Source organism: Comamonas halotolerans (assembly GCF_030162935.1).
Lineage (GTDB): Bacteria > Pseudomonadota > Gammaproteobacteria > Burkholderiales > Burkholderiaceae_C > Comamonas > Comamonas halotolerans.
The window spans coordinates 250157-274347 of record NZ_JASAUZ010000012.1; the positions used below are offsets into that span (position 1 = coordinate 250157).

At 58.3% G+C, this 24191-nt stretch carries 22 protein-coding genes; 10 read left to right on the forward strand and 12 right to left on the reverse strand.

The annotated features are described in order from the left end of the window. Positions 1-229 precede the first annotated feature (229 nt). The 3 genes from ubiM to QEP11_RS08460 all read left to right on the forward strand — a co-directional run bounded on the left by ubiM (position 230) and on the right by QEP11_RS08460 (position 4954). Positions 230-1516 (forward strand): 5-demethoxyubiquinol-8 5-hydroxylase UbiM, encoded by a 1287-nt coding sequence (gene ubiM, locus QEP11_RS08450; protein WP_284336196.1) that lies wholly within the window; start codon positions 230-232, stop codon positions 1514-1516. A 234-nt stretch (positions 1517-1750) separates the two neighbouring features. Next, entirely contained in the window at positions 1751-3046 is a 1296-nt protein-coding gene (locus QEP11_RS08455) for a solute carrier family 23 protein (RefSeq protein ID WP_284336197.1), read from the forward strand. 393 nt (positions 3047-3439) lie between these two features. Further along, complete coding sequence (locus QEP11_RS08460) at positions 3440-4954, forward strand: acetyl-CoA hydrolase/transferase family protein (RefSeq protein WP_284336198.1); 1515 nt, start codon at positions 3440-3442, stop codon at positions 4952-4954. A 119-nt stretch (positions 4955-5073) separates the two neighbouring features. Here the strand turns inward: QEP11_RS08460 and QEP11_RS08465 are convergent, their stop codons facing one another. The 4 genes from QEP11_RS08465 to recQ form a co-directional block, all read right to left on the reverse strand. Continuing rightward, complete coding sequence (locus tag QEP11_RS08465) at positions 5074-5217, reverse strand: hypothetical protein (RefSeq protein ID WP_284336199.1); 144 nt, start codon at positions 5215-5217, stop codon at positions 5074-5076. Between the two features lie 143 nt (positions 5218-5360). After that, positions 5361-6755 carry a threonine ammonia-lyase gene (locus QEP11_RS08470; protein ID WP_349816761.1) on the reverse strand — a complete coding sequence of 465 codons (1395 nt, stop codon included), beginning with the start codon at positions 6753-6755 and terminating at the stop codon, positions 5361-5363. Continuing rightward, entirely contained in the window at positions 6718-8376 is a 1659-nt protein-coding gene (locus QEP11_RS08475) for an acyl-CoA dehydrogenase family protein (protein WP_284336201.1), read from the reverse strand. Before QEP11_RS08475 ends, QEP11_RS08470 begins: the two co-directional genes overlap by 38 nt. 65 nt (positions 8377-8441) lie before the next feature. Continuing rightward, positions 8442-10307: a DNA helicase RecQ gene (gene recQ / locus QEP11_RS08480; RefSeq protein WP_284336202.1), complete on the reverse strand. Its 1866-nt coding sequence runs from the start codon at positions 10305-10307 to the stop codon at positions 8442-8444. 242 nt (positions 10308-10549) lie between these two features. On the opposite strand from recQ, the gene QEP11_RS08485 reads away from it, so the two are divergent. Next, complete coding sequence (locus QEP11_RS08485; RefSeq protein WP_284336203.1) at positions 10550-10975, forward strand: hotdog fold thioesterase; 426 nt, start codon at positions 10550-10552, stop codon at positions 10973-10975. Between the two features lie 36 nt (positions 10976-11011). Here QEP11_RS08485 and QEP11_RS08490 read toward each other — a convergent pair whose 3' ends face one another. Together QEP11_RS08490 and QEP11_RS08495 are read right to left on the reverse strand one after the other, a co-directional pair. Next, entirely contained in the window at positions 11012-11755 is a 744-nt protein-coding gene (locus QEP11_RS08490; protein WP_284336204.1) for an aspartate/glutamate racemase family protein, read from the reverse strand. A gap of 25 nt (positions 11756-11780) precedes the next feature. Further along, positions 11781-12662, reverse strand: coding sequence for an amino acid ABC transporter substrate-binding protein (locus QEP11_RS08495; RefSeq protein ID WP_284336205.1), 882 nt, complete (start codon positions 12660-12662; stop codon positions 11781-11783). Positions 12663-12922: 260 nt separating this feature from the next. Here QEP11_RS08495 and QEP11_RS08500 point away from each other — a divergent pair, with 260 nt between their 5' ends. Continuing rightward, complete coding sequence (locus QEP11_RS08500) at positions 12923-14143, forward strand: D-amino acid dehydrogenase (protein WP_413788699.1); 1221 nt, start codon at positions 12923-12925, stop codon at positions 14141-14143. Positions 14144-14155: 12 nt separating this feature from the next. On the opposite strand, the gene QEP11_RS08505 is transcribed toward QEP11_RS08500, so the two are convergent. Continuing rightward, positions 14156-15061 carry a LysR substrate-binding domain-containing protein gene (locus QEP11_RS08505; RefSeq protein WP_284336206.1) on the reverse strand — a complete coding sequence of 302 codons (906 nt, stop codon included), beginning with the start codon at positions 15059-15061 and terminating at the stop codon, positions 14156-14158. Between the two features lie 120 nt (positions 15062-15181). Next, positions 15182-15751, reverse strand: coding sequence for a cob(I)yrinic acid a,c-diamide adenosyltransferase (locus tag QEP11_RS08510; RefSeq protein WP_284336207.1), 570 nt, complete (start codon positions 15749-15751; stop codon positions 15182-15184). A 160-nt stretch (positions 15752-15911) separates the two neighbouring features. Between QEP11_RS08510 and QEP11_RS08515 the strand changes: the two genes are divergently transcribed. Both QEP11_RS08515 and QEP11_RS08520 read left to right on the forward strand, forming a co-directional pair. Beyond that, positions 15912-16253 carry an EF-hand domain-containing protein gene (locus QEP11_RS08515; protein ID WP_284336208.1) on the forward strand — a complete coding sequence of 114 codons (342 nt, stop codon included), beginning with the start codon at positions 15912-15914 and terminating at the stop codon, positions 16251-16253. A 114-nt stretch (positions 16254-16367) separates the two neighbouring features. After that, a complete protein-coding gene (locus QEP11_RS08520) occupies positions 16368-17780 on the forward strand; it encodes an FAD-binding oxidoreductase (RefSeq protein WP_284336209.1) in 1413 nt (470 codons plus the stop codon). A gap of 39 nt (positions 17781-17819) precedes the next feature. Here the strand turns inward: QEP11_RS08520 and QEP11_RS08525 are convergent, their stop codons facing one another. After that, positions 17820-19085, reverse strand: a complete 1266-nt coding sequence (locus QEP11_RS08525; RefSeq protein ID WP_284336210.1) for an MFS transporter — start codon at positions 19083-19085, stop codon at positions 17820-17822. A 71-nt stretch (positions 19086-19156) separates the two neighbouring features. Here QEP11_RS08525 and QEP11_RS08530 point away from each other — a divergent pair, with 71 nt between their 5' ends. Then, a complete protein-coding gene (locus QEP11_RS08530) occupies positions 19157-20068 on the forward strand; it encodes an AraC family transcriptional regulator (RefSeq protein ID WP_284336211.1) in 912 nt (303 codons plus the stop codon). On the opposite strand, the gene QEP11_RS08535 is transcribed toward QEP11_RS08530, so the two are convergent. Beyond that, entirely contained in the window at positions 20065-20961 is an 897-nt protein-coding gene (locus tag QEP11_RS08535) for a class I SAM-dependent methyltransferase (RefSeq protein ID WP_349816762.1), read from the reverse strand. The genes QEP11_RS08530 and QEP11_RS08535 overlap by 4 nt on opposite strands. Before the next feature lie 161 nt (positions 20962-21122). Here QEP11_RS08535 and QEP11_RS08540 point away from each other — a divergent pair, with 161 nt between their 5' ends. After that, positions 21123-21722, forward strand: coding sequence for a tetratricopeptide repeat protein (locus tag QEP11_RS08540; protein ID WP_284336212.1), 600 nt, complete (start codon positions 21123-21125; stop codon positions 21720-21722). Positions 21723-21777: 55 nt separating this feature from the next. Then, complete coding sequence (locus tag QEP11_RS08545) at positions 21778-22602, forward strand: hypothetical protein (RefSeq protein WP_284336213.1); 825 nt, start codon at positions 21778-21780, stop codon at positions 22600-22602. A gap of 77 nt (positions 22603-22679) precedes the next feature. On the opposite strand, the gene QEP11_RS08550 is transcribed toward QEP11_RS08545, so the two are convergent. Both QEP11_RS08550 and QEP11_RS08555 read right to left on the reverse strand, forming a co-directional pair. Further along, the gene (locus tag QEP11_RS08550) at positions 22680-23594 is read right to left on the reverse strand and encodes a ParB/RepB/Spo0J family partition protein (protein ID WP_284336214.1); all 915 of its coding nucleotides are present in this window, start codon (positions 23592-23594) and stop codon (positions 22680-22682) included. Continuing rightward, positions 23575-24141, reverse strand: coding sequence for an RBBP9/YdeN family alpha/beta hydrolase (locus QEP11_RS08555; RefSeq protein ID WP_284336215.1), 567 nt, complete (start codon positions 24139-24141; stop codon positions 23575-23577). The genes QEP11_RS08550 and QEP11_RS08555 overlap by 20 nt, the downstream gene beginning before the upstream one ends. Positions 24142-24191: the final 50 nt, after the last annotated feature.

Consider the following 24191-nt stretch of genomic DNA (forward strand, 5'->3'; position numbering starts at 1 on the left):
AAACAGCCTAGCGGTGGCCTGCGCCCAACGCCATGCCAGCGTCCCGAATTGACAAACTACAAGATCTTTCTCTGCGGCATCAGGGGGCAAAGAAGTCGCACCCGCACCGTGCCATTGATGCAGTTCAAGCCCTTTATCAGCCAAACCGACGCACAATGCGCCTTCAGCACTGACAAAGACACCCTATAGTCCAGGCCACAATAGGCCTACTTTCACAGTGATTGCACACATGTCCATGAACACCGATGTCCTCATCGTGGGCGCAGGTCCTGCCGGTCTGTCGCTCGCCATCTCTTTGGCCCACGCGGGTTTGCAAGCCACGGTTCTGGAACTGCAAGATGAGGCCCAACTGGCCGCCCCCGCCCCAGATGGCAGAGAAATCGCCTTGACCCACCCCAGCGTGCAGACCTTGCAGCGCCTGGGTACCTGGGCCCGGCTGCATGACCATGAGATTTGCTCCATCCGCGATGCCATCGTGCATGACGGCCCAGTCGGACAGCGCTCCACGCTCGATATTGTGGCCGAGGGCAGCGGCAGCGATTACCTGGGCCGCATCGTTCCCAACCACGCCCTGCGCCGCACAGCCTGGGAAGTGGCCCATAGCACAGAGGGCGTGACCATCATCACCGGTGCACGTGTGACCCAGGCAACCACCAATGCCAGCCAAGCCGAAGTCCACTACACGCTGGACGACAACGGTGTGCGCGTTGATGCACCTCCGCTGACAGCGCCCTTGGTGGTTGCCGCCGACAGCCGCTTCTCCAGCGTGCGCCGCATGCTGGGTGTGGGCACACAGATGACCGACTTTGGCCGCAGCGTGATCGTCTGCCGCCTGAGCCACACCATCTCGCACGAAGACAAGGCCCACGAGTGCTTTGGCTATGACCGAACACTCGCCATACTGCCCGTACAGCCCGACCCTGAAACCGGTGAGCTGTTGTGCTCCGCTGTGGTCACGACCGACTCCGCCGATGCGCAGCAACTGATGCAGCTGTCGCCGCAGGACTTTGCAGCCCACGTACAAAACCATTTCCAGAGCCGCCTGGGCGATATGCAACTGGTGGGCGACCGCCACATCTACCCTTTGGTGGCCACTTACGCACACCGTTTCAGCGGAGAGCGCTTTGCGTTGCTGGGCGATGCGGCCGTGGGCATGCACCCGGTCACGGCGCACGGTTTCAATCTGGGGCTGTCTGGGGTCGAACGCCTGACAGCGTGCATCGTCGCCGCCCGGGCAGCCGGGGACGACTGGGGCAAGGCCAGCGTGCTGGCGCCTTATGCGCAAGGCCACCACCGCCATGCCTGGCCCATCTTTCAGGGCACCAACACGGTGGTCAAACTGTTCACTGATGCGCGCCCTATTCCACGTCTGGTGCGACAGGGCATTATTGAAGTGTCTCGCCGCGCGCCTCCGGTCAAAGCCGCCATCGTGGCCCAGCTCACAGGCCGCAGTGCCTGGAGCCTCTTGAGCAACCAGTTGCCACGACTGCCGTTTTTTTCACGCAACAGTCGCTGAGCAATCTGTAATTCGCTCCCAAAAAATTCTGCTTGTTTCAAGGACTAAAAAGACCGATGAAACAGGCAGTGAAAAGCCCTGCCGCTCCTAAAAATCAAGCCAAGCAAAAACTGAGCTGGCACGCTGTCTGCTTCCACTTAGCTGACATGGCAGCGCGTGTCCGTCACTTCACCGTGTCGCTATACGGTGAAAGCCTCTAACATCGCGCCAGCAATTTTTACGGAGCAATAAAAAATGGGAATGTTTTCCTGGACTGAAAAGTCCTCCGCCGCGCTGCAAAACGGCGGCGTGATTGGGCCAGACGAGCGTCTGCCCTGGGGCCAGACCGGCCTGATGGGCATTCAGCATGTGATCGCCATGTTTGGCTCTACCGTGCTGGCCCCCATCCTCATGGGCTTTGACCCCAACCTCGCGGTGCTGATGAGCGGCATCGGTACGCTGATTTTCTTCCTGATCACCGGCGGCAAAGTGCCCAGCTATCTGGGCTCGTCCTTTGCATTCATCGGTGTGGTGAACGTGGCTACTGGCTATGTGGCCAGTCAAGGCGCCAACGCCAATATCGGCCTGGCACTGGGCGGCATCATTGCCTGCGGCCTGGTTTACACATTGGTGGGTTTCCTGGTTCAGGCGATTGGTACCGGCTGGATTGAGCGATTCATGCCCCCGGTCGTCACCGGTGCCGTGGTGGCGGTGATCGGTTTGAACCTGGCCGCCATCCCTGTCAAGGACATGGCTGCCAACAACTTTGAAGCCTGGATGCAGGCGGTGACATTTGTCTCTGTTGCCTTGGTTGCCGTTTTTACCAAGGGCATGCTGCAGCGCCTGCTCATCTTGATCGGCTTGATTGTGGCCAGCATCATCTACGCCTTCCTGACCAATGGTCTGGGCCTGGGCAAGGCTGTCGATCTGAGCGGTGTCGCCAATGCGGCCTGGTTTGGCATGCCTTCGCTGCACGCTCCGGTGTTTGACGCCAACGCCATGCTCCTGATCGTGCCCGTGGTCATCATTCTGGTTGCAGAGAACCTGGGGCACATCAAGGCCGTGACCGCCATGACCGGCAAGAACCTGGACCAGTACATGGGACGAGCCTTCATCGGCGACGGCGTGGCCACGATGGTTTCCGGCGCAGCTGGCGGCACGGGCGTCACGACTTATGCCGAGAACATCGGCGTGATGGCCGCCACCCGCATCTACTCCACGGCAGTCTTCCTGGTTGCTGCTGTTTTGGCAGTGTTGCTGGGCTTTTCTCCCAAATTTGGCGCCCTGATTCAGGCCATCCCATTGCCTGTCATGGGCGGTGTGTCCATCGTGGTTTTTGGCCTGATTGCGATTGCCGGAGCCAAGATCTGGGTCGACAACAAGGTGGACTTCTCCGACACCAAGAACCTGGTCGTGGCCGCCATCACCCTCATTCTGGGTACCGGTGAGTTCACCCTGAAGTTTGGTGATTTTGCTTTGGGCGGGATTGGCTGCGCCACATTTGGCGCCATCATTCTGTACTCGCTGCTCAGCCGGGCCAAGCCCAACTGATTCAAGCGCAGTACTGCTTGAGCAACCGACCCGCCATTGCGGGTCGGTTTTTTTATGCTTGCACTTATGCCTGCCCTGTTGCTGATTGCTGCGCCGCAGCAAATATAGGTGTTTACCCTAGGTCATCGTCTGTAAGTACATGCTCCGCTTAAAGATCAGTAATGACAATGGATTAGAGACTCGGGTTACAGCAAGCGATATTCTGTAGCCAAGGGTTAACACTGATACCATCGACACTGGAGATTGGGACCCACAGAGATGCTGCTGCAACCACAACAGGCTCGCACCAGCGCGCCATATATATCCGGGGCGAGAACATCCCCCCTGCGCATCTCTTCAGCCCTATAAAAGCCGCCCATGCAGGCGGCTTGTTTTTAAGTTGGAGAAACCTCGATGAGCCTGACAGAGCGCGTACGCTACCCACAATTCAACAACCTCATCATGTCGGCAGACGCCGCTGCTGCCCTGATTCCGCACGGCGTCAACGTCGGCATGAGCGGCTTTACCGGCGCTGGCTACCCCAAGGCCCTGCCCCAGGCCATTGCCGCTCGTGCCAAGGCCGAGCATGCTGCCGGCAAACCTTACAAAATCAATGTGTGGACCGGTGCCTCAACTGCCGCCGAGTGCGATGGCGTCATGGCCGAAGCCCAGGCACTGGGTCAGCGTCTGCCTTTCAATACCGACCCGACAGCCCGTAAAGCCATCAACGCGGGAGAGATTGACTTCATCGACATGCACCTGTCCCACGTGGCACAGCATGCATGGTTTGGCTTTCTGGGTCATATGCACATTGCCGTGGTGGAAGTCCTGGGCATCACCCCCGACGGCTTGCTGATTCCCTCCACCGCCGTGGGCAACAATAAGACCTGGCTGGAGATTGCCGACAAGGTGATTCTGGAAGTCAACACCAAGCCTCCAGCCAAGATGGAAGGTATGCATGACATCTATTACGGCACCGCCATCCCGCCGCGCCGCATGCCCATCCACATGACCACGGCCGATCAACGTATTGGCGAGCAATACCTGAAGGTTGATCCCGGCAAGGTGATTGCGATTGTGGAGACGCACAAGGGTGACCGGGACAACGTGTTCTCTGCGCCAGACGCCAACTCCAACACGATTGCCACATCCATCATCGATTTCCTCGCGCATGAGATGAAGATGGGCCGTTTGCCCAAGGAGATGCTGCCCATCCAGTCAGGTGTGGGCAATGTGGCCAATGCCGTACTGGCAGGCCTGCTGCATGGTCCATTTGAAAACCTGCTGGGCTTCACCGAGGTACTGCAAGATGGCATGCTTGACCTGCTGCGTGCAGGCAAGATGAGCAAGGCTTCGGCCACTTCGATTTCGCTGTCCAGCGCTGCTTACAAAGACTTTGAGGACAACATCGATTTCTACCGTGAACGCATCATTTTGCGCCCGCAGGAAATCTCCAATCACCCCGAGCTGGTACGCCGCCTGGGCATCATCGCCATGAATTCGATGATCGAAGCCGACATCTATGGCAACATCAACTCCACCCACGTCATGGGTACCGGAATGATGAACGGTATCGGTGGCTCCGGTGACTTTGCGCGCAACGGCTACCTGTCGTTCTTTGTAACACCTTCTGTGGCCAAGGACGGCAAGATCAGCTGTATCGTCCCCATGTGTTCGCACGTGGACCACACCGAGCACGACACGCAAATCATCGTTACCGAACAAGGCTTGGCTGACTTGCGAGGCCTTTCGCCCAAGCAGCGTGCCAAGGTCATCATCGACAAGTGCGCCCACCCTGACTATCGTCCCATGCTGCACGATTACTTTGACCGTGCCCGCAGCCAGGGTGCGCAACACACACCGCATATCCTGACCGAAGCCTTGAGCTGGCACCAGCGTTTCGTCGAAACTGGTGACATGCGCCTGTAATCCTGGGTTGAACGCCAAGCGCGCTGACCAGCGCCGAAAAAAAGCCAACTGCGTTGCAGTTGGCTTTTTGGTTTCTGACTTTTCATGCAGACAAAAAAATTATTTCATCTGCACTCGCTTTAGGCCATGGTGACTGCAATAAAGGCCAGCAAAAACATCATGGCCGCCCCAACCAGAGGCAAAACCACTGGGATCACGGGCACCACTGCTTCGACAGCATCCTGAGGTGGCTGCGGGACAGCAGGATCGTGGGATTGATTCATCAACAGGACCTCCTCACAGCAAAACGTTCCAAGAAAGCTGCGGCATACAACACTGCAGCCGGGTAACTGTCATTCTAGGCAGCCTATCACCAACGCAACCACAGGCTAACCCTGAGAACGTACTCACGTTCTGAGAGACGTTTTCAGACGCGCACCGCCTCCATGCCCGCTGCTCGCAAAGCCTGCAGCACATCCTCAATATGCTGTGTATTGCGTGTTTGCAGCACCAGATCGATTTCCACATTCTGCGCAGCCAGCATGGTGAAGGCGCGCTGGTGGTGCACCTCTTCAATATTGGCCCCGGCCTCGGCCACTGTGGCCGTGATCTTGGCCAGCACGCCCGGTACATCGCGTGCGCTCACGCGAATGCGCGCAAGACGGCCAGAGCGCGCCATGCCGCGCTCAATGATGGCAGCCAGCAGCAGCGGATCAATATTGCCGCCGGACAGCACCAGCCCCACCTTTTTGCCCTGGAATTTATCTTTGTGCCGAATCAGCGCTGCCAGACCTGCTGCGCCAGCACCCTCGACCAGGGTTTTCTCAATCTCCAGCAGCATGAGTACCGCTTGCTCGATGTCGCCCTCATCGACCAGCAGCAGTTCGTCCACATGGGCACGCACCACTTCACGCGTGATGGCGCCCGCGGTCGCTACGGCAATGCCTTCAGCAATCGTGGATGCGCCAATGGGCAAATCCGTACCTTGTACGGCATTGAGCATGGACGGGAAGCGCTTTGTCTGCACGCCGACGACCTGAATCTCTGGCTTGATCGCCTTGGCTGCCGTGGCGATGCCTGCAATCAGGCCTCCACCTCCGACTGCAACCACCAGGGTCTCCAGATCTGGCTGATCCTCCAGCATTTCCATAGCCAGCGTACCCTGGCCTGCTGCCACGCCTTCGTCATCAAAAGGGTGTACAAAAGTCAGGTGCTGCTCTTCAGCCAGCTGGTAAGCATGAAGGCGAGCGGCTTCCAGCGTATCGCCGTGCAGCACGACTTCGGCACCAAACCCCCGCGTGCGCTCCACCTTCACACCCGGAGTGAAGCGAGGCATGACAATTACCGCACGGATGCCCATGCGCTGCGCGTGGTAGGCCACGCCTTGGGCATGGTTGCCCGCACTCATGGCCACAACGCCACGGGCTTTTTCTTGCGCAGACAGCAGTTGCAGACGATTGCAAGCACCGCGCTCTTTGAACGATGCCGTGAACTGCAGGTTTTCGAACTTCAAAAATACCTGCGCACCCACAATGTGCGAGAGCGTTTGGGATGCCACACAAGGGGTACGCAACACCTGGTCATTCAGGCGTACGGAGGCGGCTTGGATATCGGAGTAACTCAGCATGGTCTGCGCATTCTGCGCTGAATGCGCTGGTTTTGCAGACAAGAATTTTGCAAAAATCTTTTCAAACCGGCCCGCAAAGGCGTTGTCAGACCATGGCTGCAGCCATGCTTCACGCCTGCTTCTATGTAGCAACAACGCTTGTGACGAAAAATGTATTTCAAACAGGCAACGCTCTTTGCAAGATCGCATCCACATCCATGTTGTGGATATCAATGGCGCCCGCAACCCATCCCGCAGCCCCAAGACCTAATCGCGACTGGACAAAGGCCTCTGCCACAGCCTGTGGCGCATGGCTGCGCAGCAAACAGGCCTGTGCCAACAACACCAGCTGCTGCACCCATTGGCGGGCTTGTGCCTCTTGTTGTGCGGCAGGTAATTGCAAAGCCTGCACAAGATGCTGCAAAGTTCTTTTCAGCGCGGCATCTTCTCCCGCCTGTTGCGCCAAGTCTTGCAGCAGCAACGATGCGGTTTCGGGATCGCGCGCCATAGCCCGCAACACATCCAGACACATGATGTTGCCTGATCCCTCCCAGATGGAGTTCACCGGAGCCTCGCGCAGCAGCCGCGCCATCACGCTGGTTTCCACATAGCCATTGCCACCCATGACTTCCATGGCCTCGGCAGTCAATGCAACCGTGCGTTTGCACACCCAGAACTTGGCAGCAGGCGTGAGTATGCGTTTCCAGGCCCTGTGCAACGGCTGCTCCTCCAGCTCAAAAGCCTGCGCCAGCCGCATGGAAAGTGTCAAAGCAGCCTCGCTTTCCAGCGCCAGATCCACCAACACACTGCGCATCAGCGGGTGCGCCACCAGCACTTTGCCAAAGGCCTTACGCTTGCGCGCATACGCCAGTGCCTGCACGGTAGCTGTGCGCAAGATCGCACTGCTGCCCAGCACGCAATTGAGGCGTGTCATGGTGGCCATTTCGATGATGGTTGGAATGCCTCGCCCCGCATCCCCCATCAGCACGCCATAGGCATCCTGGAATTCCACCTCGCTGCTGGCATTGCTACGGTTGCCCAGCTTGTCTTTGAGACGCTGGATACGAATGGCGTTGCGTGTGCCGTCGGGCCGCCAGCGAGGTACCCAAAAGCATGCGGGCCCCCCATCAGGATCAACCTGCGCCACCACCAGATGTGCATCGCTGGTCGGGGCTGAATAAAACCACTTGTGACCACGCAACAGGTATTCACCACCGCGTCCACCGTCGCCTGCTGGACGCGCACGGGTGGTGTTGGCCCGCACATCAGAGCCCCCCTGCTTTTCCGTCATACCCATGCCTATCCACAAAGAGACTTTACGGTCAGCTGGCAGGTCTCTTTCGTCGTAACGACGACTGAACAAACCTGCCTCCAGCTGTGCCCACAAAGCGGGTTCTTTGCGCAACAGCGGAATGGCGGCTGTGGTCATGGTGGCCGGGCACATCGTTCCCTGCTCAACTTGGCTGTGCAGATAAAAACCTGCTGCCCAGGCGCTCCAGCGGCCAGGCAGTGCGCTGTCAAAAGGCATGCTGACCAAGCCTTGCTGGCGGTATAGGGCCATCAATGCATGCCAGGCGGGATGAAAGATCAGATCCTCACACAAGCGCCCTCGCGCATCAAAACGCTGGAGTACGGGGCCATGTGCATTGGCTTGGTCTGCTAGCTTCCAGGTGATGCCTTGGCCCAGCTGCCGACCATATGCCTGCAACTGCGGCAACCATGTTTGGGCACCGTTGCGCAGCAAGGCTGCATGCAGGGCGGGGTCATCCCCCAGAAGCGCATAGTCCTGCAACTCATCGACCTGGTTATGGATTTCGTGCGTATCCCAGATATGCATGGCGCCACCTCCCTGCAGAGACTCCAGTCTAGGACGAATACGCAACTAAACCAAGCGGATCAGCCCTAGCTGCTCAGTGCCACCACGCGTAGCACTTCTGCGCCATACGCTTCCAGTTTTTTCGTACCAATCCCGCTGATGCCCTGCAAATCCGTCAGTGTTTTCGGGTTGCGCTCGGCGATGCCCACCAAGGTGGCATCGTTGAAGATGACATACGCGGGCAAATCATGTGCCTTGGCCACCTCCGTACGCCATGCCTTGAGATTGATAAAACGCACTTGCGCATCGGGACCCAAGTTGATGGCCGCCGCACTCGTGGGACCGGTGCGCTTGCTTGCCCGGGCCCGGTTGGCAGCTACCGATTCGCGCAGCAGCACCGGCACATCTCCGCGCAGCACAGCACGTGATTGCGCGGTCAGCGTGAGCGTGTCAAAGACATGACCGCTGTTCTCACTGGTTACCTTGTGCAGGCCCAAAGCCCCGGTTGCCAGCAACTGACGCATCACACCACGCAACTGTTGCTCGGAATACTCTTTGCCAATGCCAAAAGTGGAGATCTTGTCGTGCAAATACTGCTTGACCTTGTCGGTCACTTTTCCGCGTAGCACATCCATGATGTGGCCCGCCCCAAAGGTGAGCTGGCTCATCTCGTGCACACGAAAAATAGTGGACAGCAGCTTGCGCGCTGCATCAGTGCCATCCCAGATGGCCGGAGGATGCAGGCAGTTGTCACAGTTGCCGCAAGGCTGTGAGTGCTCCCCGAAGTACTGCAGCAGCCGCACACGACGGCAATCCGTAGCTTCGGCCAGCGTCAGCAGCGCATCAAGCTTGCCACGCAACACCGCCTTGAATTCCTCTTCGGCATTGCCTTCGTCAATCATGCGACGCTGGTTCACCACGTCGGAGATGCCATAGGCCATCCATGCGTGAGCAGGCAGGCCATCGCGCCCTGCGCGACCGGTTTCCTGGTAGTAGCCTTCAATGTTTTTAGGCATGTCCACGTGCGCGACAAAACGCACATCTGGCTTGTCGATTCCCATGCCAAATGCGATGGTCGCCACCATCACAATGCCATCTTCTCGCAGAAATCGGTTCTGGTGTTGCTGGCGCAAATCGCCGGGCAGACCTGCGTGATAAGGCAAAGCATGGATGCCATTGTCTTGCAGCGTTTGCGCCAACTCTTCCACACGCCGACGAGACTGGCAGTACACCACACCCGCCTCGCCGTCATGGTCGTTCTTTATCAGCCGTACCAGCTGGCTGGTGACGTCTTTTTTCTCGACGATGGTGTAGCGGATGTTGGGACGGTCAAAGCTGCTGACAAACTGCTGCGCCTGCTCGAGATGCAGGCGCTCCACAATGTCTGCACGTGTCAGACCATCGGCTGTGGCCGTGAGCGCAATGCGTGGCACGCCGGCATAACGCTCATGCAGCACGCTGAGCGCGTGGTATTCAGGACGAAAGTCATGCCCCCACTGGCTCACGCAGTGCGCTTCATCAATCGCAAAAAGGCCAATCTGCCCCTGCGCATACAAGTCATCAAGCAGCCCGAGAAAGCGCGGAGTGACCAGCCGCTCCGGCGCCACATACAGCAGCGTCAGCTGCCCGCATTGCATCTGCCATTCCACATCCTGGGCCTGCTGCCAGTCCAGTGAAGAGTTCAGGAAAGCGGCCTTGACACCGGCCTCATGCAAAGCCCCTACCTGATCGTGCATCAGGGCGATCAGCGGTGAGACCACCAGCGCCACACCATGGCCTTGCTGCTGCCGCACAATGGCCGGAATCTGGTAGCACAGGCTTTTGCCTCCACCGGTGGGCATGAGTACCAGGGCATCACCTCCTGCCACCACATGTTCCACGATGGCTTGCTGCGGCCCACGAAAGGCTTCGTAGCCAAAGACATCTTGCAAAATGGTTTGGGCGGGGGACAAGGTAGCTTCCTCAGGCAGGCGCAGACAAACCGCATATTGTGCGCTGCGCAAGCGCCCCATGGCGTATCCAGCAACAAGCCCCTAGCAAGTCGCTCTGCTTTGTCGCTCTGTATGTCGCGTTGCCCCCGTCCGTTCATGAATCGCCATCGCCAGGCGGAGGCTTATTCCGCTGTCACGCAATCAACAGCGGGCATGCCCTCGGCGCGGCATGATGCACACCTGTTGTTTTGGAGAACACGTACATGTCGATCTGGCTGAAACCCGCAACTTTGGATGGCATCAACGCACGCAATGTGAACACTGCCGTGGTGCATCTGGGCATCGAAATCACAGAGGTGGGCGTTGATTATCTGGTGGGGCGCGTACCCGTGGACCATCGCACCAAGCAACCTTTTGGCCTTTTGCATGGCGGAGTCAGCGTGGTGCTGGCGGAAACGCTGGGCTCTATCGGGGCCTACCATGCCGCACCCGAAGGACATCTGGCTGTGGGGCTGGACATCAATGCCAACCACCTGCGCTCTGCACGCAGCGGCTGGGTGACTGGCACGGCTCGCCCGGTGCACATTGGAAAAACCACACAGGTCTGGCAGATCGACATGGTCGACGACAACGGCAAGCTGACTTGCGTCTCACGCATCACCATGGCCATTCTTGCGCCCAAAGACTGATTGCGCACTGCGCTTTTGTCTATTTGCCCCAAGTTATCAAAGCGTGTGCCCCCTGCCTTCATATGCTTGGAGCGCAAGCGCTTGTGCGAGGATCCAGGCGGGATCTATCAACATGACCCCTTGCGCACTGCTGGCCTGGGGCAGCGCCAAAGGAATTTCAGTACAACCCATGATGACGGGCACATCGCCATGGCGGGCACGCAAGTGAAGCAGCACCTCGTTGAAACACTGTGTCGCCAGGGCCATATCCGCGCACTTCACGCCCTGGTAAATCCCCTGCATCAGCCGCTTGACATCTTGGGCATCCGGCACCAGCGGCTCTATGCCGCAGTTACGCAGGGCCTGCTCATATAGGCCGGAGCGATACGTTCCCTCCGTGGCCAGCACAATCGCTTGCTGTGCTCCTTTTTGCTGTAAATGACGTGCTGTTTCATCAGCAATGTGCAGCAGTTGCAACTGTGGAAATTGCTGCTGCAGCTGCGCATGCCAGACATGGGCCGTATTGCAGGCCAGCGCCACGCTTTGCACCCCCAGTGCCGCCAGGCGGCCCAAGCCCTGCTGCATGTACGCAATAGGGCCTGTGGGCCCTTGCGGGTCGTTGAGCAGGGCTTGGGTACGGTCTGGAATGGGCATTTGTACCAGCCAGTGCTCTGGGAATGCCTGGTCATGTACCTGCCGCCCATGACTGCTCAGATAGCTGGTGCAAGCCTGTACAAACAGCCGCACAAAATCTGCTCCAGCAGCGGGGCCCATGCCTCCCAGAATTCCAACGCTGTGCATCCCAGGTCCCATCGCTCAAAACTGCTCAGAATGCAGGCTTGTCGCTCAAGTCTGTCAGGTTCTGCTTGAGCGCAGTGCTCATTGGAAGGCCCAATGCAGTGTTGGCAGGAGGAATGGGTTTCATGAACCACTTGTCATACAGCTCGGCGAACTTGCCGGACTTCATCAAATCGCCAATCACACCATTGACCAGGGCTTTGAATTGGGGATCATCCTTGCGCAGCATGCACGCATAGGGCTCCACCTGCAGTGAATCCGCCACCACTTCATAGGCATCCGGGCTCTTGGCATTGGCGATCAACCCATAAAGCAGGATGTCATCCATGCCAAATGCCGCTGCACGGTCGTTTTCGACCAAGAGGAAAGCATCCGCATGGTCCTTCGGCATCACCACATCAAAGCCCCATTGGTTGTCCGCGTTGGCTTTGCGCAGCACTTGCAAATTGGTGGTCCCACTGGTCACCGCAACCGTCTTGCCCTTGAGGTCGCTGTAATTTTTAATGCCCGATGACTTCTTCACCAGCAGTCGGGTGCCTGTATAGAAGTGGTTGATAGCGAAGTCCACATCCTTGGCTCTTGTGGTGTTGTTCGTCGTGGAACCGCACTCCAGATCGATCGTTCCGTTGACCAGCAGAGGAATCCGATTCTGTGAAGTCACCGCCTGCAAGTGCACTTTCAGATCCGGTTTACCCGTAGCTCTTTTGACAGCCTCTGCAATGGCATTGCTGATTTCCACCGCCATGCCCGTAGGTTTGCCGCCGTCCAGGTAGCTGAAGGGGATGGAGGACTCGCGATAAGCCAGGGTGATCTGATTGCGCTCTGCCACCTTGGCCAGGGTATCTGCATAGGCACTGGACATGCAAGCCATCGCCATGCCAACACAAATCAAGCTACGACGGTATTTCATGGTTGTCTCCTCACATTGGAGTGTTTATGTGAGAGCCAGTGTAGAAACGATTGGAGCTTCGCAACGATGCTGTTTGGCCTACCACCCATGTCTTTGCTTTATGGATTCCAAAGGGTTTCCACCGATCTGGAGGTTGCTTTTCAACGTCTTTTTCATCACTGCCAACCGCCATCCATAACATCTGCACATACCCTGCACTGCAAATGCCATGCGTTGACTGCTGAGCCCCGCCGTACAGTTCCCGCAAGGAAGAACAGCAAATGCATGTGTGTGTAGTGGGGGCCGGCATCACCGGTTTGGCAACAGCCTATGTGCTGCAGCAAGCAGGACATCAAGTCACCATCGTGGAGCGGCACCCTGAGCCCGCTTTGGGGGCCAGTGGCGGCAATGGTGCGCAACTGAGTTTTGCCTATGTACAGCCGCTGGCAGATCCAGGCATCTGGAAAACATTGCCGTCTTTGCTCCTGGCCCAAGACTCGCCTTTGCGCTTTCGGTTGAGGGCAGATCCCGCCCAATGGCTGTGGGGGATGCGATTTCTACAAGCCTGCAACGCCAGCACCTCGCAGTCCAGCACCCGTGCACTGCTGACTTTGGCAGCAGAAAGCCGTGTGGCTTTTGAGCAGATGCAAGCCAAGGAAAAACTGGCATGTGACCACGATACGCCCGGCAAGCTGGTGCTGTACCCAACACCGGCCGCGCTGGATGCCGCGGTGCAGCAGATGGAGCTACAGGCCCGTCTGGGTGGCGCCCCCCAACGCATTGTTGATGCTGCAGAAATGGTGCGCATTGAACCCGCCTTGGCCAGCTATGCCCCACACATGGCAGGAGCGGTTTACACCGCCAGCGAAAGCGTGGCCGACTGCCGCAGCCTGTGCCTGCAGCTGGCTGAACTTTTGCAGGCTCGGGGCGCCGAGATGCGCTTTGCCACCAGTGTGCAATCCTTTGATGTGCAAGGTGGACGCATACAGTCGCTGAAGACCTCCCAAGGCCGCGTGCATGCCGAGCACTTTGTGCTGGCCAGCGGTTGGGAAAGTGCGGCCCAAGCACGCCACATTGGCGTGCACATACCCGTGTACCCCCTCAAGGGCTACAGCATCACGCTGGATGCCACAGGGCAGACAGCTGCGACGCCCCGCGTCAGCGTCACTGACACCACACGCAAGGTCGTGTTTGCACGCATTGGAAATCGGCTGCGTGTCGCCGGCATGGTGGAAATCGTAGGGAACGACACCACTCTGCACATGGATCGCATTGCCAGCCTGCAACAGTCCACGCGCGAGGTCTTTCCGCAGTTGCAAGCCAACTCCGACATACAGCCCTGGACGGGCATGCGCCCGGCCACGCCCACAGGACTGCCAATCACTGGCCGCCAGCGCGGTGGCCCCGACAACCTGTGGCTGCAAACCGGCCATGGTGCATTGGGACTGACTCTGGCCTTTGGCTCGGCGCAGCGTTTGCTCCAGCAAATGGGCAAGGGTTGAGGCCCGCATTCTTCAAGTGCGCAAGATGGTGCGCAGTGCTTTGCGCATCTCCTGGGTCATGGCCCGCGCCAGCACTGAACTCGGGCGCTGGGCCAGATGCAAGGCATAGACTCCCACTGCAATGCGCGGCAACAATGGCAACACATGCACCTTGCGCAAATCCGCCGCTGACGCCGTGTAGCCATCCACAATCGCTGCGCCGAGTCCATGCTCGGCCATGGACAGCGCTGCATGGTAGGTCTGCACTGTCACGACCGGAGACAGGCCCACACCATACTCGCGACACGCCTGGCTGATGCGCATTCCCAAAGGATCTTTGGTATCCAGGCCCACCAAGGGCAGACCCGCCAGATCCTCCAGGGTCATGCCCTGCGGATTGATGCGCGAAGGCGCCAGCAGGCCTTTGGGCAACACGCAATACATGGCTACATCGGCCAGCTTCTCATGCTCCATCCCTGGCTGACCCACTGCACTGATGGCGAAGCCGATATCCGCCTCCTGTAATAGCAGCGCAGATACCAGCTGGGGAGTGTGCAAGGCTTGCACCTGGACCTGAATCTGCGGATAACTTTGCCGAAAGCTCGCAACCGCATGGGGCAGTACTTCGCGACTGAGCGCGAACACCGTCAACACGCGCAGCCGGTCACTGGCTTGCCCCTGGCGCAAGTTGCTGGCCAGACGCTGCACTTCGTCCAGCTGCTCGTACAAGCGCTCCACCAGGGGCATCAGCGCCATTGCCTCGTTGGTCGGCACCAGCCGCCCGCGCACGCGCTCAAACAGCGCAAAACCCAGCTGTAGCTCCGCATGTTGCAAAGTGCGACTGACCGCAGGCTGCGTCACATTGGTCAGCCGCGCAGCGGCGCTGACGCTGCCCGTCTGCATCACCGCATGAAACACTTCAATGTGCCGTAAACGCATTCCCCAACCTTATCGTGTGCAGCCACATGTCCACCCTTTCACGCAGACCTTGCGCGAGGGGCTGCGAATGCCAGCGCCATGCCTGAAGATTGCCGCAATGCATACGCGCCAACAAGCTGTTTATTCTTCGGCCTGCAGCTTGGCCAGGCGGTCACTCTTCCAATAGACGTCATCACCGCCATCCACGCGATTAAGCACGCGGGCCAGCACAAACATCAGATCAGACAGGCGGTTCAGATACTGACGCGGTGCAGCACGCATGGATTCCACCTCTTGCAGGGCCACCACATTGCGTTCCGCACGGCGTGCCACGGTACGGCAGATATGTGCCTGCGAGGCCGCGCGTGTGCCAGCGGGCAAGATGAACTCCAGCAGGCGCGGCAGTTGCGCGTTGTAGTGGGCCAGGGCTTCATCCAGACGCAGCAGCGCATCGTCTTTGAGCATTTCATAGCCAGGCACCGAAATTTCACCACCCAGGTTGAACAACTGATGCTGCACATCCACCAGCACCTCACGCACATCGGAAGGCAAGTCCTCGCACAACAGCAAGCCGATGTGCGAGTTCAGCTCATCCACATCACCCATGGCGTGTGGACGTGCACTGTTCTTGGAGACGCGCGTGTTATCGCCCAGACCCGTGGTTCCGTCGTCTCCGGTACGGGTGGCGATTTGTGTGAGGCGATTGCCCATAAAAACTCCTGGTTGCGCACGCAGACACGCGTGCAAAACGGCATTGTGCGTTACAAGTTGCTGGCGAATGTTGGCACAGGAAACAGCAGGCAAAAAGCATGGACATCAGCGCGCACTTTCGTTGCAATGCAACTCTGTCGAACACACAAGGAGCACAAAGATGCCAAATCAACGCCACAACATCCATGCCTTTGACTTGCGCAGCGTGGTGCTGTTCACCTGCCTGACACTGGGCGGCACAACGGCAGTTTTGGCGCAAAATAACAATCCACAAACCAGCACTGGAACCGTGACTCCAGCAGTCCCCGCTGCACCGGTCAGCACCCCCATCACGCCTTCTGAAGCCTTTATGCGCAGCGATCTGAATCGGGATGGTCAGCTCTCGCCAGAGGAAGCGCAAAACCTGCCCGCAGTGGCAGAGCAGTTTTCCGAGTGGGATCGTGACGGCAATGGTCTGCTGTCACTGGAAGAGTTCTTGCTAGGGGCCAAAGCACCGAAATAGATGACGCCATGGCCTGCATCCGGCGCAGCCACTTGACGAGCGCAGCAGCCCTCTTTTGCGGGTGCTGTGCCTTGCGGCTCGGTGGTATTCTTTTGACCTCCCTTGGAGTAGATCATGAACGCCCCCACCGCTTCCACGCAGTTGCAAGTTCGCGCAATTGCCCCCGAATTTCTGCAAGCCCTCAACACTCGTTTTGGTGCCCAATGCTCCACCGCACAAGCTGTGCGTGAGCAGCATGGCCGTGATGAGGGCTCCATCCAGGCAGACCCACCTGCTGCCGTGGTTTACGCACAGAGCACCCAAGATGTGGCCGACTGCGTCAAGCTGGCAGCACAGTTCCAGGTACCCGTCATTCCCTACGGAGCAGGCTCATCACTGGAAGGCCATTTGCTGGCCGTGCAAGGCGGCATCAGCCTGGATGTGAGCCGAATGAACCAGGTGCTGCGCGTCAATGCCGAAGACATGACCGTCACCGTGCAGCCTGGCATTTTGCGCAAGCAACTCAACGACGCCATCAAAGACCAGGGGTTGTTCTTCCCCATCGACCCCGGAGCGGACGCCTCGATTGGTGGCATGACCGCCACCCGAGCCAGCGGTACCAATGCCGTGCGCTATGGCACCATGCGCGAAAACGTGCTGGCGCTGGAAGTGGTCACCGCCAGCGGTGAGATCATTCGCACCGGCAACCGTGCGAAAAAAAGCGCGGCGGGCTATGACCTGACACGTTTGATGGTGGGCAGCGAAGGCACACTGGGCATCTTCACCGAAATCACACTGCGCCTGTACCCCTTGCCTGAAGCCGTGAGTGCCGCCATCTGCTCTTTCCCCAGCATTGCCGATGCTGTGCATACCGTGATTCAGACCATCCAGATGGGAGTGCCGATTGCCCGTGTGGAACTGGTGGATGCCGCCACCGTTGCCATGGTCAACAAGCACAGCAATCTCACTTTGCGCGAAGAACCCATGCTGCTGATGGAGTTCCACGGCAGCCCCAACGGAGTCAAAGAGCAAGCCGAAACTGTGCAGGACATTGCAGGCGAATTCGGTGGCAAGGACTTTGAGTGGGCCGACACTCCCGAAGAACGCACCCGGCTGTTTACCGCACGCCATAACGCCTACTTTGCAGGCATTCAAAGCCGCCCAGGCTGCCGCTCCATCACCACCGATACCTGCGTGCCCATCAGCCGTCTGGCAGACTGCCTGCTCGAATCGATCAATGAGGTGAACGCCAGCGGCATTCCTTACTTTCTGGTAGGCCACGTGGGTGACGGCAACTTCCACTTTGGCTATCTGATCGATCCGGACAATGCCGACGAACGCGCCCGTGCCGAAGCCTTGAACCATGCGTTGGTGCGACGGGCCATTTCCATGGAAGGCACCTGTACTGGCGAGCACGGCATCGGCATTCACAAACAGGATTTTTTGCGCGAGGAATGCGGAGAGGGTGCGATTGTCATGATGCGTGCCATCAAGCAGGCACTGGACCCGCTGAACATTCTCAACCCGGGCAAGATTTTTACGCTCTGAGCATGCCATCCTTCGCGCCCTTTTTTCTTGATGTCAGGCTCATGCAGTCACTTGCGATGCAACCCGTTTTTTGTGCACGCTCACCCCTACAGCACCTGCAGACAGGACGCTGATGGCCAGCGCAATCGCCGCACCAAAAAACACTGCGTTAGGCATTTGATGATCCATCATCCAGCCAAACATCGGCGCAGCCACAGCAAAACCTGTGTCCAGACCTGAATACACGGTTCCGTACACGCGTCCTGTGTTTCCAGCAGGTGTTGCGCGCTTGATCAGCATGTCACGCGAAGGGCCTGCCAGACCATGGCCAAAGCCCGCAATCGATGCCACCACCAGCGCCACCATTCCCGGCAGCCACCCTGTCGCCACCAATGCCAGACAAGCTGCGGCCAACAGCAAAAAGATGGCAATGGTTTTCTCCAAACGCTGCACACGGGCGGCAAGAAAACCACCGCCAATCATGCCCACGGCACCGCACAACATAAAGCCTGTGACCACCAGCGCCGTGGTACTCAGGGGCAACTCATAAATCTGGTGCAGGGCAGAACTGGAGAAGTTCTGGATTGCACTCAAGCCGACCGTGCTCCAGAAAAAGAATGAAAAGCACAGCCACACCGCAGGCAGCTTGAGATAGTCAAACGTGCCCGCTCCGCTGGCCGTCGTGGAGCTGGTGCTTTTTGCCTGCACCTGCTCTTGCGCATCAAACGCACGATCATCCAGCCAGCGCCGATTGAGCACCATGATCAGCAGCACCACGGCCGCAAATATGGCACCGCATAAACATGCCAGCCGCCATGAGCCGCTCCACGTGGTGATACCCGCCATGAACACGGGCGCAGAAGCCCAGCCGATGTTGCCGGAGATGCCGTGCACAGAAAACGCATGACCAATATTTTTGGGTGTGACACGCTTGTTCAAAATGGTGAAATCCACCGGGTGAAACGGCGCATTACCCAATCCGGCAAAGAAGGATGCGGCCAGCAACATGCTGTAGTTTTGGGCAGCGCTGGCAATCAATCCCGCCACCACAAAGCTGGCCAGGGCTGCCCACATCACCCGCTGCGCACCAACCTTGTCCACGATAAAGCCCGACAACATCTGCCCCACACCTGAGACGATGAAGAACAGCGACACCATCACACCCAGCTGTGCATAGCTATAGCCGAAGTCGGCAATCAGCCACGGAAACAGCGGTGGCAGCAGCAGGTGGAAAAAGTGCGAAGAGCCGTGGGCCAGACCCACCAAGCCAATGGTGCGCGCATCGCGGCGCTCAGGAGCAATCACGGAAGCATTCATGTGTCGCATCTTAGGCAGCAGCGTACCGGCAGGTATGCGATAGTCGGTCAAAAACTATCGCATACCTGCCAAACACTGCCATGAACAAGATTGACGCCTTGCCTGTTGCTGCTGCAGGCACCAATCCGCACCGCAATGCACGTACCTTGGCACAAATCCCTCTGCTCGACCCACACCTGTACCGCCCCCATGCGCAGCGCCCGGTGCGCTCCAAAATGCGCGAGCTGGACAAGGACACATTGATCATGCCCCACACCCATGTGTGGGCACAGTTGGTGCTCTCTACAGGTGGAGTGGTCAAACTGTCTTTGGCAGACGCGACCTACATCATTCCGCCTCATCGTGCGGTCTGGGTCCCTCCAGGCATTCCACACGCGACCACCATGGTGGAAACCGCCCGCCTGTACACCGTGTACTTTTTACCCGAAGCCCATGGAGGTGGGCCACAAGCTCGCTGGATGGATGATGCCGCGTGGCAGGAATGCCGCGTGATGGAGGCCTCGGCGCTGCTGCGTGCCTTGGTGGTGGAGATGGATGCGAGCAGCGATCATGCTCCTCCCCTGTCCACCGAACAGCTAGAGCGTGAAGTCCACCTGAGCGCCCTGGTCAGCCATGAGATCCGACATGCGCCAGTCATTCAACTGGGCGTGAGGCTGCCGCAGGACAAGCGCCTCAAGCATCTGTGCGAGGCTGTCCTGCAAGACCCGACACGCCACGAAACACTGGAGCAGTGGGCACTCGACACAGGTGCCAGCCTGCGTACTGTTGCGCGCCTGTTCCGCCAGGAGCTGGGCTGCACCTTCACTCAATGGCGCCAACAAGTCGTGCTGGCCAAAGCCGTCACCATGGCTGCACGCCGTCTACCGATTGCGTATATCGCCGCAGAACTGGGCTATACGCCCAGTGCATTTAGTGCCTTGGTGCGTCGCACCGTAGGAATGACAGCGGCCACATTTCTGGGGCAGCAACACAATGCGTCCACCACCACTTAACGCCCGGTGCGCCGCCCGCCAGGGCGTGGCTTGGCGGGATACAGGCTTTGCCCGTGCACCACGATGCCCTGGGGTCGCAGCGGCAGCATGCCCGCCACTTCATCAGCGTGCACGCTGTCATGGTCCACGGCAGCCAAAGGGGCTTGATAGGCATACACCTCGCGGCCATCCTCAAGCTGTACGACATAGGTTGGGCTTGCATCCGGAACGGGGAAACTCAAGCTCACCAACCATGTGCCCGGACGCATTTCTCCGAGCGATTTGACCGCCGCGCGCGACATGCTTTCTGGGCGCTGAAAAAGATATACCAAATCAAAGCTATCCCAATCGCTCTGCCACAAATCACTGCGACGCACAGTAGCCCATGGACAACGTACAGCACTGAGCCAACGCAACGGCCAGCTCCATTCCACGCCATATACCTTGGCATGCGGCCACGCACCATGCAAGGCTTTCAACCCATCACCCGCACCACAACCGGCATCCAGCACGCAAGCGCCTTCCGGTAAATGTATGTGGTCTGACAAGCCATCCAAGGCACCTGCGGGAGTAGGAAAAACTGGAGCGTCACGCCATGCATTAAGTGGATATAGCAGCAGCAAGACGCACAGAGGAAGCAGCCACCACCAGGCAGAGAATGTGCCCGCAGCCAGCACCATCCACGACAGCGGAAAACCCAGCGCCAGCATGGCACGCCGCCACCAAGTCTGCCCCCACAAACTCGCAATCAGGCTGAGCAGTGAAGCCAATGCCAACGCCCCCCAGCCGGGCAGCCAGATCTGGCCCATCAGGAAGCAAGCCCATGCAGCCCCCCAAACCAACAAGGCTGGAATCGGCCACATCCAATAGTTCAAAACACGCATGTCGCCATATTGCACCAAAGCAACGCTCACCAAGTTGCCTGAACAGCGAACATGCCTCTGGGTAGATTGGCTATGTCTTTTTGCAAAGAACAGGCAAAATTCTCCAAAAAGTATCAAAACGAAACTAAGTGTGCGCAAACCCAAAAAAACAACAAGAATCTCACCATCCAAAAGAATGGGCGGAGAAATTTATGCATTTCAAGAACTTGGGATGGATTTCATTTGCAGCACTGGTTATCGCAGGCTGTGCACAGACTCCTGCTGATCAGCTATCACGCTCAGAAACTGTGCGTGTTTGTACCGGCAACAGCTGCGTAGACCAGCACCGTGACACTGTCACCTTCAAGGAGGCAGCTTCAGATCCTGAGGCAGAGCGCCGCCTGCAAGCGCTGGAGCAACTGGGAGAGAAAAATCCCAAGGCTGCATACGACCTCGCCCTGCGCTTTCTGCGCGGCGATGGTGTTGACCGCGACAGCCACCAAGGCATCGAGTGGATGCGCAAAGCTGGTGACCAGGGTTTGGTCGACGCCCAGTTTGCCCTGGGCCGCCTATATCTGATGGGATTTGAAGAAATGGGCTCCGACCCGGCAGAAGCCGAGGCCTGGCTGACTCGTGCAGCCGCCAAAGGTCACAAGGAAGCAGCACGCCTGCTCCCTCAGGCACAAGCGGCCAAAAAAGATGAACATGCCGCGTACCAAGTTCGTGAAGCGGACCGTAAATCGTGGGGATATTGGTATACCTCTGCTCCCTATTACTGGCACTGGAGAGGCTCCAGCTGGTATTTGCACTGATCACGGCAGCATTTGCTGCTCCCGTTTTATATTTCAACGAAAGTGAACCTCATCCATGTCCATGAAGACTTTGACTCTGATCTCCGCCGCGTCTGCTCTGATGCTGACCGCATGCGTAACACCTGGCGGCGGCTTGGTCTCCACAGGCAACTCGGGCACAGCAGCCACGGGGGCAGCAGGCGGAGCAACCAGTGTTGATGCCAACGACTCACTGGAGCGCTGCGACGCCCCTCTGGGCACGATTGCCGTGGATGATGGTCGTGGTAAAGAATGGTTTGCCAGCTTTGGTCAAGCAACACAAGTGACCAATATTGAGCCTCTGATTCGCTTGGCCGTACAGCAGTCCAACTGCTTTGTGATCACATCCATTGGTAACAACCGTACCGACAGCCGCATCAGCGCCATCACTGACAAGCAACGCAATTCGGGTGAGTTCCGCGCAGGTTCTCGTCAGCAGAAAGGCCAACGTGTTGCTGCGGACTACTACCTGGAGCCTGCCATCATCATCAACAACGAAGCTGTTGGCGGCCTGGCTGCCGGCCTGGGCGGCTTGTTTGGCGGTGTAGCAGGTGCTCTGGCTGGCAACTTGCAAAGCAAGCAGTCGGTGGTCACCATGACCATGTTTGACATCCGCTCGGGAGTCCAGCTATCCATCTCGGAAGGCAATGCCACAGCCACCAACTACGGTGCGGCTCTGGGGGGCCTGGGCGGCAGTGCTGCAGCCGGTCTTGGCGGTTTCTCCCGCACACCGGAAGGCAAGGCCACAGTGGCAGCCTTCATGGATGCGTACAACAAGATGGTGGTGTCTTTGCGCAACTACAAGGCCCAAGAAGTCAAGGGCGGCCTGGGCAAGGGAGGCCGTCTGAAGGTAGGCAAGTAAGCCGCTTCGGCACCCCACAAAAGGAAAAGGGCTTCCAAGGAAGCCCTTTTTATTGTCCTATGGTCCTTCTATGGCCCTCAGCCACGCAGCTTTTCAATCAACCCGTTGAGCTCTTCCAGCGAGCCAAACTGAATCGCCAGCTCCCCCATATCCTGCAACTTGCCATGACGTTTCACACGTTTTTTAACGCGCACTTCCACCTGCGCCATCAGCACGTCTGACAACTCCTCCTCCACGCGCTGCACATCGCGTGATTTGCTGACCTTCTTGGTCTTGGCCGCAATCGTGCCATCACTGCTTTCCGCAATTTTTTTGACCAGGTTTTCGGCTTCACGTACCGACAGTTTCTTGGCCGCGATCTGATTGGCGGCCGAGATCTGCTCGGCCTTGTCCAGCGCCAGCAAAGCCCGTGCGTGTCCCATGTCCACATCGCCGGCCATAAGCATGGTTTGCACAGGCTCCGTGAGGTTCAGCAAGCGCAGCAAATTGGAAGCAGCAGAGCGCGAACGCCCCACCGATTGCGCCGCCTGCTCATGGGTGTAGTTGAACTCCTTGACCAGACGCGCCAGACCTTGGGCTTCTTCCAGTGGGTTGAGGTCCTCACGCTGAATGTTTTCGATCAGCGCCATGGCGGCAGCAGCTTCGTCAGGCACATCACGTACCAGCACAGGCACCGTGTCCAGACCCGCCAGTTTGGAAGCGCGATAGCGGCGCTCACCAGCAATGATTTCGTACTTGCCCTTGTGCTCGCCCTTGGTCAGCTTGCGCACCAGGATGGGTTGCATGATGCCCTGGGCCTTGATGCTTTCTGCCAGCTCATACAAAGCACCTTCATCCATGCGCGTGCGCGGCTGGTACTGCCCCGCCACCATTTGGTCAACCGACAATGTGCTGGGAACATCGGCAACCGCAGCAGCTGGAGCCTCATCCACTTTAGGGCCCAACAAGGCCTCCAGGCCACGTCCCAGGCCCTTAGGTTTCTTTGTCACCATGGCTTTCCTCTTTCATCAGTTTTTGCAGCATGACATGGCCTGCATCCCACTGCCCCAGACCACTGTCGCTATTGATATGTCCTGCTGAGCCCAGATCCACAAACTCTGCACCCCATGCCTGGGCCATGTGCTGCGCACGCTTTGGGCTGCAATACGGATCATTTTGACTGCCAACCAAGATGCAGGGGAACGGCAGGCACTTGAGCATGATGGGAGACCAGCCTGGCAATATTTCTCGCAAGTCAGGCTGCTCCACATCAGCAGGAGCAACCAGCAATGCAGCCCTCACCTTGCGCTTCGCCAAAGGCGAGTGTGCGGCCCACCACGCCGTCAAGATGCAGCCCAGACTGTGAGCTACCAGAACCACCTCGCGTTCGCTGTCCAGCACCGCTTCCTGCAACTGTATGGACCAGTCCCCGCGCAATGGGCGCTGCCAGTCATGCTGCTGCACCCGCGTATAGCCATAGCGCTGCTCCCACTGGCTCTGCCAGTGCTCAGCATCCGAGTTTTGCCAGCCTGGCAAAAGCAGTACACGCGGAGTATTCACAGCATCTGTCACTCTGGGTTGAGGTTGCGACACACATTGGCAACCCGTGG